Raw genomic sequence first — 10,641 nt, 5'->3', positions numbered from 1 at the left:
TGCCACGTGGCGCAGAGGTGCGGTCATCGATGTCTTCTGCGGTCCGGCGGCCGCGTGCCCGTCGCTCACCGGTCCACCTCCACCGGACGCCAGCGCCAGGTCGTCCAGGCCGTCTCCGCCTCCTCGTTGAGAATCCCGGGCACCACCTCGACCTCCATACCGACGCTCAGGTCCGCGACGGTCACGCCGGGTGCCGCCTGCCCGAGGACCACCATGCGCTCGGCAGCGAGCTCGACGGCGACGAGCGTGTACGGCTCCCACTCGGCGTCCGGGTCGCTGACGTACGGCGCCGGCGGCCGGTAGCGGCCGTCCGTGTACGACCACACGCGGCCGCGTTTCGACAGGGGAACCTCCGCCAGCTCGCCGCCGGTGCAGCCGGGGTTGCGGCAGTGCACGTCCTCACGCGGGAAGAAGACCGCGGAACAGGCGGTACAGCGGGTGCCCAGCAGCCGGAACTCCCGCTGGTCGTCGCCCTCGGTGAACCAGCCGTCCACCACAGGTGTGCGCGTGCGCGCCACGGTCCCTCCCCGGAAGCCCACCGATGACCGAAGATGACTGACGGATCGTCAGAACGGCTGTAGTGTGCCACGACTCGGCGCGCGCGACGAGCCCCTGTGCGGCCGCCGCCGATCGCCTGTGTTTCCGGCCGGGCGGACCTTTTCTCCGGATCCGCCGAAAGTGAGAACCGGATAAGCCCGAACGGCGTCCGATACGAATGAACGGGTGGCCGGAACCCACGGGGGTGGTCCCGGCCACCCGTACCTGATAGACGGTGCGCATGAGAGGACTCGCTTCCGCAATCCGCGCCCGCGCTCTGACCCTCATCACCGCGGCGCTGCTCGCCGCCACCGCCGCCACTGCCGCCACTGCCGCCACCGCCGTCTCCCCGGCCGCGGCCCGCTCGGCCCCCGAGCCGAAAGCCCCCGACGAATTCGTCGCGCTGCGCTCCGTGGACCCGACGATCATCCAGGAAATGCGCTATACCACCGCGCACAACTTCGTGGGTGAGCCGATCGACGGCTACCAGCAGCCGATCTGTATCCTCACCCGCCCGTCCGCCCAGGCACTCCACCGGGCTCAGCGGAAACTGCTGCGCCAGGGCTACTCGCTCAAGGTCTACGACTGCTACCGGCCGCAGCGCGCCGTCGACCACTTCGTGCGCTGGGCCAAGGACCTGGACGACGAACGCATGAAAGGGGAGTTCTATCCGCAGGTCGAGAAGGACCGGCTCTTCGCGGACGGCTACATCGCGGAGAAATCCGGCCACAGCCGCGGCAGCACCGTCGACCTGACCCTCGTCGAGCTCCCGGCCGCGAGGACCCGTCCGTACGTGCCCGGCGAGCCGCTCATCCCCTGCTACGCACCGCAGTCCGAGCGCTTCCCCGACAACTCCGTCGACATGGGCACGGGGTTCGACTGCTTCGACACCCTGTCGCACACCGACGACCCGCGTATCCAGGGCAGCCGGCGTGCCGCCCGCCAACTCCTCAAGAACACACTCGGCGACGTCGGCTTCGTCAACCTGCCCGAGGAGTGGTGGCACTTCACCCACAAGCCGGAACTGTTCCCCGACACCTATTTCGACTTCCCCGTATCGCGGAGGTCACTGACCTGACACCGGTCTCACACCGATCGCACACGGACCTGACACCGGCCGCCGACCGGGTTCGGCGTCGCGTACAGTCCGCGTGTGACCGAGCCCAGTGAACCCACGGCCCGCCCCGGGAAGCACAACAAGGACTCCCACTGCTCCAGCTGCGGGGCCCGCTACCCGATCGCCGCAGGCTGGCCCCGCACCTGTGCCACCTGCGGCGACACGGCCTACCGCAATCCGCTGCCCGTCGCCGTCGCCCTGCTCCCCGTCACCGGAGGGCACGGCACCGGACTCGTCGTCATCACCCGCACCATCGAACCGCAGCGCGGCGGGACCGCGCTGCCCGGCGGGTTCATCGATCACTCCGAGGACTGGCAGCACGCGGTCGTACGGGAACTCCGCGAGGAAACCGGAATCGAGGCCGCCGCCGCGGACGTCACGCTCGCCGACGCGCTCAGTTCGCCCGGCGGTCACCTGCTCCTCTTCGGCCTGCTCCCGGAGCGCGCCGCGACCGCCCTGCCGCCGTCCGCCCCGACCGAGGAGACCGAGGGCTGGCACATCCTGTACGAGCCCGCCCAGCTGGCGTTCCCGCTGCACACCACGGCCGTACGGAACTGGTTCGCGGGCCGGTACCGCTAAGGGCTGTCCGGCCCGCCCTGCGGGCGGACGACGCTGCTTCGAAGACACTCCCCGGGGCCTGCCCGGTGGATCAGGCCCTGGCGGGTGCCATCCCCCGTACCCGTACCGGACGCTCCGCTGCCACCGCCCCGTCGGCCGCGACCCGCTCCACCACCACCCGGCCGTCCACCAGCCGCGACGTGTACCGCTCCACCACCGGGCGCGCCGATACGCCGCCGGAGTCCTCGACCACCAGACCGCTCCCGGTGCGCCCCGCCGCAGGCGCCCACACCTCCAGCTCGGTCCCGCCGTCCTCACCGCGCACCGGAATCACCGCACCGGCCCGCGCCAGTACCGGGATCCGCGACATGGGCGCGTCCAGCAGCACCTGGCCCGGACCCTCGTACGCCTCCCCGGACACCGTGTCGTACCACCGCCCGCGCGGCAGCCGCACCGCCCGCCGGTCCGTTCCCCGCTCCAGCACCGGCGCCACCAGCAGCGCATCACCCAGCAGAAAGGCGTCCTCGCAGTCGCGCAGAGCCCGGTCGCCCGGCGCACCCCACCACACCGGCCGCACATACGGCGCGCCGGTGAGCCGGGCCAGCTGCGCCAGCGTCACGAAGTACGGGCGCAACCGCTCCCGTTCGAGCAGTGCCGCCTTCGCGTGACCGAGGACCTGCGGACCGAACTCCCACGGCTCCCTTCGTCCGGCATCGATCGCCGCATGCGTACGGAACAACGGCAGATACGCACCCAGCTGGAACCAGCGCAGAAACAGCTCGGGCGACGGACTGCCGTCGAAACCGCCCACATCAGGGCCCGAGTACGGCACTCCGCACAGACCGAGACCCAGCACCAGCGAAAGCGACGCCCGCAGCCCCGGCCAGCCCGTCGACACATCGCCGGACCAGGTCCCTCCGTACCGCTGCATCCCCGCCCACCCGGACCGCGAGAACAGGAAGGGACGCTCGTCGGGCCGCAGCCGGCACAGCCCCTCATAACCGGCCCGCGCCATCGCCAGCGCATAGACGTTGTGGGCCTCGCGGTGGTCACCGCCCCGCCCCTCCAGCTCGTGCCGGGCCGAACGTGGCAGCGTCATGTCGCCGAACGGCGCGAACGACACCGGCTCGTTCATGTCGTGCCACACCCCGGAGAAACCCTGCGCGAGCCGCTCCTCGTACAGGCCGCCCCACCACTCACGCACCCGCGGATCGGTGAAGTCCGGATACACGCACTCACCCGGCCACACCACCCCGCGCACCTGGCGTCCGCGCGCGTCCCGGACGAACGCCCCGGCCGCCGCACCGCTCTCGTAGACCGCGTTCCCGGGCTCCGCCTTCACCGCGGGATCGACGATCGACACCAGCCGTACCCCGTCCGCACGCAGCTCCTTCGCCAGCCCCGGCAGATCCGGGAAGCGCTCACGGTCGACGGTGAAGACCCGGTACCCGTCGTAGTGGTCGATGTCGAGATGCAGCGCCGACAGCGGAAGCCCCCTCTCCCGGTAGCCGGCCACCACCCGCCGCACCTCCCGCTCGCTGCCGAAACCCCAGCGCGCGTGCTGCGGGCCCAGCGCCCACGACGGGGGGAGCGCGGGAGCGCCCGTGAGCGCCGTCCAGCCGCGCAGGACGCGCGCCGGAGTACCCACGACGACCCAGCAGCGCAGCGGCCCGCCCCCCATCCGCACCTCGCTGGTGCCCGGCCGGTCATGCCCGGAACCCGCGCCCTCCTCGCCCTCGCGCAGAATGACCTGTCCCTCCCACGAGCTGTCGAGGAACGCGAGATGCGTACCGGCGTCCGCGACCACCAGCTGCACCGGCATCGTGATGTACAGCGGATCGTCGCCCGGACCGAAGCTGCCGCGCGGATCGGTGTTCCACAGCCGGTACGAACCGTCCCGCAGCCGCGGCCCCGACGACCGGCCGCCGAGCCCGAAGAACCGTGCGTCGGCAGCGACTTCGGTGCGCTGCAACCAGCGCGCCGGCCCGCCGCCCGCCGGCTCCCACCAGCGCGGCGGCAGATCCCGGCGCAGGACGACCCCGCCGGGTGTCCGGATCTCGACCGCGCCGTACCGCGACACCGCGACCGTGACCCGCTCCGACACGATCCGCCAGCCGCCGTCCTTGTCCGGCTCCAGCTCGGCGCGCGGATCGGGCTCCGGCGGCGCCCCGGCCAGCGCGAACGACGGCTCGGGCTCGGCACCGTCCCAGCCCCAGAAGACAGTGCCGGCGGCCGCGACCCGCACCCGCAGCTCAGAACGGGCGAACCGGACGATTCCGCCGCCCGGTAGTGGCTCCGCCCCCGTCACCGCGCCCGGCACCCGCGCACGCTCCGCTCCCCGCGGCTGCAACCCCCATGCGTCCGTACGCCGCCGGCGCCACGCCGACCGCGCCGCGCGCAGCCCCTGCACCGTCCCGAAGACCCTCACCGAACGCACCAGCTCACGACCGTCCATGCTGCTCACCCTGCCATCCAGCATGGCCTTGGCGGGGTCCGTTCAACTCCCGTTCACCCGTGGCGGGAGCACACAATCAGCCACCTCACCATGGGTGGCGAACCCTGGTGCGGAAGACGATCACATGGCATCGTCCCTGTCAGCCGCGCAAAAGGCACACCCATGCCCCTGCGCGGGACCCACGCACGTAGACCACGTGCCGACCACGCGCAGAGCCACACAGTTGCCCGGGAGCCGCCCCATGACCTCAGCAGCGAACCCTGCCCCCCTCTGGCAGCCGGACGCCGACCGTATCGACGCCGCCCGGATCACCCGCTTCCAGGCCTGGGCGGCGGAGCGGTACGGCGCCCCGGCCGAGGGCGGCTACCCGGCACTGCACCGCTGGTCGGTCGACGAGCTGGAGACCTTCTGGCGGGCGATCGCCGAATGGTTCGACGTGCGGTTCTCCTCACCGTACGAGCGCGTCCTGGGCGAGCGCACCATGCCCGGCGCCCAGTGGTTCCCCGGCGCCACCCTCAACTACGCCGAGCACGCCCTGCGCACCGCAGAGGACCCCGCACGCACCCATGAGCCGGCCCTCATCCATGTGGACGAGACACATGACCCCACGCCCCTGAGCTGGGCCGAGCTGCGCCGCCAGGTCGGGTCGCTCGCGGCGGAACTGCGCGCCCTCGGCGTACGCCCCGGCGACCGCGTCAGCGGCTACCTGCCCAACATCCCGCAGGCCGTGACCGCGCTTCTCGCCACCGCCGCCGTCGGCGCCGTCTGGACCTCCTGCGCCCCCGACTTCGGCGCCCGCAGCGTCCTCGACCGGTTCCAGCAGGTCGAACCCGTCGTCCTGTTCACCGTCGACGGCTACCGCTACGGCGGCAAGGAACACGACCGCCGCGACGTGGTCGCCGAACTCCGTGGCGAACTGCCCACCCTGCGCGCCGTCGTCCACATCCCCCTGCTCGGCACACCCGCCCCCGAAGGTGCCCTCTCCTGGTCCGACCTCACCTCGTCCGACACGGAGCCCGTCTTCGAGCAGGTCCCCTTCGACCACCCGCTCTGGGTCCTCTACTCCTCCGGCACCACCGGCCTCCCCAAGGCCATCGTCCAGTCCCAGGGCGGCATCCTCCTCGAACACTTCAAGCAGCTCGGCCTGCACTGCGACCTCGGCCCCGGCGACCGCTTCTTCTGGTACACCTCCACCGGCTGGATGATGTGGAACTTCCTCGTCTCCGGCCTGCTCACCGGCACCACGGTCATCCTGTACGACGGCAGCCCCGGCTTCCCGGAGACCGGTGCCCAGTGGGCCATCGCCGAACGCACCGAGGCCACCCTCTTCGGCACCTCCGCCGCGTACGTCATGGCCTGCCGCAAGGCCGAGGTGCACCCCGGCCGTGACTACGACCTCTCGCGCATCCAGTGCGTCGCCACGACCGGCTCCCCCCTCCCGCCCGACGGCTTCCGCTGGCTGCACGACGAGGTCCGCGAAGACCTGTGGATCGCCTCCGTCAGCGGCGGCACCGACGTCTGCAGCTGCTTCGCCGGCGCCGTACCCACCCTCCCTGTCCACATCGGCGAACTGCAGGCGGCCTGTCTCGGCACCGACCTCCAGGCCTGGGATCCGCACGGCAAGCCCGTCATCGGCGAGGTCGGCGAACTCGTCGTCACCAACCCCATGCCGTCCATGCCGGTCCACTTCTGGAACGACCCCGACGGCAGCCGCTACCGCGACAGCTACTTCGAGATGTTCCCGGGCGTCTGGCGCCACGGCGACTGGATCACCATCACCGACCACGGCTCCGTCGTCATCCACGGCCGCTCCGACTCCACCCTGAACCGCCAGGGCGTGCGCATGGGCTCCGCCGACATCTACGAAGCCGTCGAACGGCTCCCGGAGATCCGCGAGTCGCTCGTCATCGGCCTCGAAGAACCGGACGGCGGCTACTGGATGCCGCTCTTCGTCCACCTCGCGCCCGGGGCCGCCCTCGACGACGCACTGCGCGCCCGCATCAAGCAGACCATCCGCGAACAGCTCTCACCACGCCATGTCCCGGACGACATCATCGAGGTCCCGGGCATCCCGCACACCCTCACCGGCAAGCGGATCGAGGTCCCGGTCAAGCGCCTCCTCCAGGGCACGGCACTGGCGAAGGCGGTCAATCCCGGCTCGGTCGACAACCTCGATCTGCTGCGCTTCTACGAAGAGCTGGCGCGCAAGCGCGCCTGACCCCCCGGGTCACGAGGTCACGTTGTCAGTGCTCACGGTTACGGTGAGTGAGCACTGATCAACAGGGCTCACAGGGACCCAGGGGGATTCATGACGCACACCAACGACCACACGCACACCAGCGATCAGGCGCGCACCAGCGATCAGGCGCGCAGCAAGAACCGGACGAGTGCCAAGAACCGGCAGCGATCCATGCGGCGAGCACTGCGCCGCGACGTACCGGCCACCGTCGGCCTGCTGGTCGACGAGCAGGACTTCGCGGCCATGCGCCGGTACCGGACCTTCACGTTCGACGACCATCCCGGCTATCTCCACCAGATCGAAGGCCTGCTCAGATCACTGACCGCACAGGGTGGGCACACCACCGTGGCCCTGTTCGACCCGGAGGACTACGCCCGCTTCTGCGCCGAGACCGGACTGGACGCGGACACCTCCCCGAGCCGCAGCCGCTACACCGCGGAGATCGCGGCCGCAGGCGCCACCGTCGCCTACACGGGCCAGCCGATCACCGATCTCGTCCCCCTGCTCATCAACCGCTCGGTCCGCCAGGCCACATGGGAGTACGCGACATCGCTGCTGAGCGACTTCGGCACGTGCGCGGACTGCGGCGAGGACCTCGGACGCTCGGCATTCGACCGCGCCTCACAACTGCTGCTACGACTCCTCGACACCGCCGGCCCGGGCACGCACCACCTCGTCTGCAGCGTCCCCACCGGGGACGAACAACTGCTGGCGGTCCTCCACGCGACGCGCACCGCCGCCTCACCGGCCGTGCTCGACTCGTCCGACGGCGCGGAGTTCGCCACCGTCCTCGCCGTCGGCATCGCCCTCGAAAGCCCCGGGGGAGTGGTGCTCCGCACCTCCGCACCCGGCGCACCCGACCGGCTCCACGGCTGGCGCCTCCACCACGGCCGCCTCGTCCCGCTCACCGAGGCCGAGGTCTTCAGCGCTTACTGCACGGACGCGGACACCGGAGATCCGATCTCCCCCGAGCCGGGTGTCGAGTACTGCGCGGGGTTCGATCTGGGCGACTGACGTGCACCAGCAGAAGGGGGCTCCCCGCCGGACAGGCGGGAAGCCCCCTCACACCGGACTCACCGGCGAACCGCCAGGTCATTCCCCGGACAGCACCACCTGCGCGGCGCCCCGCGCCTCCTCGGCGCTGTCCGCGGCACGCGCCGCCGCGGCCGCCCGCTCGCACTGGGCGAGCGTGTACTTCGCGAGCGTCGCCCGCACATACGGGATCGACGCCGCACCCATCGAGAGAGAGGTGACACCGAGCCCCGTCAGCACACATGCCAGCAGCGGATCCGAGGCGGCCTCGCCGCACACACCACAGCTCTTGCCCTCGGCCCTGGCCGCCTCCGCCGCCAGCGCGACCAGGTCGAGCAGCGCGGGCTGCCACGGGTCCTGCAGCCGGGACACCGCACCCACCTGCCGGTCGGCCGCGAAGGTGTACTGCGCCAGGTCGTTCGTACCCAGCGAAAGGAACTCCACCTCCTGCAGCACCGAGCGCGCCCGCAGAGCGGCAGAGGGAATCTCGACCATCGCGCCGAACTTCGCCCGCAGCCCCGCCTCACGGCAGGCGTCCGCGAAGGCCTTCGCGTCGGCACGGTCGGCCACCATCGGTGCCATGACCTCGAGGTACACGGGCAGCCCCTCGGCCGCCTTGGCCAGCGCCGTCAGCTGGGTGCGCAGCACCTCGGGGTGGTCCAGCAGGGTCCGCAGGCCCCGCACGCCCAGCGCCGGGTTCGGCTCGTCGGCCGGAGTCAGGAAGTCGAGCGGCTTGTCCGCGCCCGCGTCCAGCACCCGCACCACCACCCGGCCCTCCGGGAACGCCTCCAGGACCTTGCGGTACGCCTCGACCTGCTTGGCCTCCGACGGCGCCTGCTTGCTGTCGTCCAGGAAGAGGAATTCGGTACGGAACAGACCGACGCCCTCGGCCCCGGCCTCCACCGCGGCCGGCACATCGGCGGGGCCGCCCACATTCGCCAGCAGCGGCACCTTGTGCCCGTCGGACGTCGCTCCGGGCCCGGTCGACGCGGCCAGCGCGGCCTTCCGCTCAGCGGCGGCCCGCTCCATCTGCGCGCGCCGCTCGTCGCTCGGCTCGACGAAGATCTCACCGGTGCTGCCGTCGACCGCGATGACCGTGCCCTCGGCCAGCTCACCGGCGCCCGGCAGCGCCACCACGGCCGGCACTCCGAGAGCCCGCGCGAGAATCGCACTGTGGCTGGTCGGCCCACCCTCCTCGGTCACGAAGCCGAGAACGAGCGCCGGGTCGAGCAGCGCCGTGTCCGCCGGAGCCAGATCCCGCGCGATCAGCACATACGGCTCGTCGCTGTCTGGAACACCCGGCATCGGCACACCCAGCAACCGCGCGACGATCCGGTTCCGTACGTCATCGAGGTCGGCCACCCGCCCGGCCAGATACTCCCCGGCACCAGCCAGCAGAGCCCGGTACGCGGCGAACGCGTCGTACACGGCCCGCTCCGCCGTGCTGCCGACAGCGATGCGGCGCTCGACGTCGGCCATGAGCTCCGGGTCCTGCGCCATCATGGCCTGCGCCTCGAGCACGTGCTGTGCCTCGCCACCCGCCAGATTGCCGCGCGCAATAAGATCGGCGGCCACAGCCTCGACGGCCTGGCGAGCGCGCCCCTGTTCGCGCTCGGCCTCCTCCGCCGGGATCTGCTTGGCCGGCGGCTCCAGGACCGCCGTCCCCATATGCCGAACCTCGCCGATCGCCACACCGTGGCTCACGCCGACGCCTCGCAGCGTTGTCTCCATTTCACCCGTCTCCGATTGTGCGGCGGTCCCAGCCACCGCGATGGATGTACAACTGGCCCGTCGACAGGACGGTGCGGTCACTGCCAGGTGAACAGCGTGTCGCCGGCCTTCACGTCGCCGCTGTCGATGACATCGGCGAGAGAGTCGGTGGTGGCTTCCAGCGCCACGACGGGGCAGATCGGCGACTTGCCCGCGGCTTCGACGGCGGCCGGGTCCCAGCGCACGATCGGCTGGCCGCTCTTGACGGTGTCGCCCTTGTTGATGAGGAGCTCGAAGCCCTCACCATTGAGCTGCACGGTGTCGATGCCGAGATGGGTCAGCACACCGTGCCCCTGCCCGTCGACGACGACGAAGGCGTGCGGGTGCAGGGAGACAACGATGCCGTCCACGGGCGAGACGGCCTCCGAGGCTTCACGCTCGGGGTCGATGGCGGTACCGGGACCGACCATCGCGCCGGAGAACACCGGATCGGGCACTGCCGCGAGCCCGATGGCGCGGCCGGCCAGAGGCGACGTCACGGTTGTCATGGGAGCCTCCCAGGGGGCGGAGATCAAGTGGCACCGTCCGCTGCCTGTCGCCGGACGGCGCGCTCTTCTGAGCGTATGTCATAGGAAGTCCAGGTTCCGCATGACAGCTGCCAGTTGGCGGACCTGGAGGGCACCGGAAACGATTTGCCTCGTCTACCGGCGACATGTACTGTCGTACCCCTGCCTGACCACGACGCGACTCTGAGCCGTAGGTCGGCAGCACCTATCAAGCCACCATCCTAACTGGTCTAAACCTCTGCATGCCCGCAGGGCGGATGGTCAGGAAGTCGGGAAAAGGCTGGTAGGGTTTGAAAGGCCGGAAAGGGAAATCGCAAATCAGCGAGGAAACAGCCCGGCAGCCCGCTCCAGCGGGTGGCGGAAACGGAAATCGGATCTGCTAAGCTGGAAACACCGAAGGGAAGCGCCCGGAGGAAAGCCCGAGAGG

At 71.1% G+C, this 10,641-nt stretch carries 8 protein-coding genes; 4 read left to right on the top strand and 4 right to left on the bottom strand.

The features are described from left to right. Window positions 1–65: 65 nt before the first annotated feature. Window positions 66–518 carry a Zn-ribbon domain-containing OB-fold protein gene (locus ACZ6ZQ_RS30235; protein ID WP_469771695.1) on the bottom strand — a complete coding sequence of 151 codons (453 nt, stop codon included), beginning with the start codon at window positions 516–518 and terminating at the stop codon, window positions 66–68. A 260-nt stretch (window positions 519–778) separates the two neighbouring features. On the opposite strand from ACZ6ZQ_RS30235, the gene ACZ6ZQ_RS30230 reads away from it, so the two are divergent. Both ACZ6ZQ_RS30230 and ACZ6ZQ_RS30225 read left to right on the top strand, forming a co-directional pair. Continuing rightward, window positions 779–1,615: a M15 family metallopeptidase gene (locus ACZ6ZQ_RS30230; RefSeq protein ID WP_469771694.1), complete on the top strand. Its 837-nt coding sequence runs from the start codon at window positions 779–781 to the stop codon at window positions 1,613–1,615. A gap of 75 nt (window positions 1,616–1,690) precedes the next feature. Then, window positions 1,691–2,233, top strand: a complete 543-nt coding sequence (locus ACZ6ZQ_RS30225) for an NUDIX domain-containing protein (protein ID WP_469771693.1) — start codon at window positions 1,691–1,693, stop codon at window positions 2,231–2,233. Between the two features lie 70 nt (window positions 2,234–2,303). On the opposite strand, the gene ACZ6ZQ_RS30220 is transcribed toward ACZ6ZQ_RS30225, so the two are convergent. Then, window positions 2,304–4,667: a glycoside hydrolase family 31 protein gene (locus ACZ6ZQ_RS30220; protein ID WP_469771692.1), complete on the bottom strand. Its 2,364-nt coding sequence runs from the start codon at window positions 4,665–4,667 to the stop codon at window positions 2,304–2,306. 241 nt (window positions 4,668–4,908) lie between these two features. On the opposite strand from ACZ6ZQ_RS30220, the gene ACZ6ZQ_RS30215 reads away from it, so the two are divergent. Further along, a complete protein-coding gene (locus ACZ6ZQ_RS30215) occupies window positions 4,909–6,885 on the top strand; it encodes an acetoacetate--CoA ligase (RefSeq protein ID WP_469771691.1) in 1,977 nt (658 codons plus the stop codon). Between the two features lie 90 nt (window positions 6,886–6,975). Then, the gene (locus ACZ6ZQ_RS30210) at window positions 6,976–7,920 is read left to right on the top strand and encodes a hypothetical protein (RefSeq protein ID WP_469771690.1); all 945 of its coding nucleotides are present in this window, start codon (window positions 6,976–6,978) and stop codon (window positions 7,918–7,920) included. Window positions 7,921–7,998: 78 nt separating this feature from the next. On the opposite strand, the gene ptsP is transcribed toward ACZ6ZQ_RS30210, so the two are convergent. Together ptsP and ACZ6ZQ_RS30200 are read right to left on the bottom strand one after the other, a co-directional pair. Continuing rightward, window positions 7,999–9,669 (bottom strand): phosphoenolpyruvate--protein phosphotransferase, encoded by a 1,671-nt coding sequence (ptsP, locus tag ACZ6ZQ_RS30205; RefSeq protein ID WP_469771689.1) that lies wholly within the window; start codon window positions 9,667–9,669, stop codon window positions 7,999–8,001. Between the two features lie 77 nt (window positions 9,670–9,746). Further along, a complete protein-coding gene (locus ACZ6ZQ_RS30200) occupies window positions 9,747–10,196 on the bottom strand; it encodes a PTS sugar transporter subunit IIA (protein ID WP_469771688.1) in 450 nt (149 codons plus the stop codon). Between the last annotated feature and the right edge of the window lie 445 nt (window positions 10,197–10,641).

The organism is Streptomyces sp. NPDC053673, assembly GCF_055585225.1.
This window is presented reverse-complemented; position numbering and strand designations above follow the sequence as displayed.

Coding starts and splice junctions, on each gene's coding strand:
- ACZ6ZQ_RS30230 (WP_469771694.1), top strand. CDS start 779: ATGAGAGGACTCGCTTCCGCAATCCGCGCCCGCGCTCTGACCCTCATC.
- ACZ6ZQ_RS30220 (WP_469771692.1), bottom strand. CDS start 4,667: ATGGACGGTCGTGAGCTGGTGCGTTCGGTGAGGGTCTTCGGGACGGTG.
- ACZ6ZQ_RS30215 (WP_469771691.1), top strand. CDS start 4,909: ATGACCTCAGCAGCGAACCCTGCCCCCCTCTGGCAGCCGGACGCCGAC.
- ACZ6ZQ_RS30210 (WP_469771690.1), top strand. CDS start 6,976: ATGACGCACACCAACGACCACACGCACACCAGCGATCAGGCGCGCACC.
- ptsP (WP_469771689.1), bottom strand. CDS start 9,669: ATGGAGACAACGCTGCGAGGCGTCGGCGTGAGCCACGGTGTGGCGATC.
- ACZ6ZQ_RS30200 (WP_469771688.1), bottom strand. CDS start 10,196: ATGACAACCGTGACGTCGCCTCTGGCCGGCCGCGCCATCGGGCTCGCG.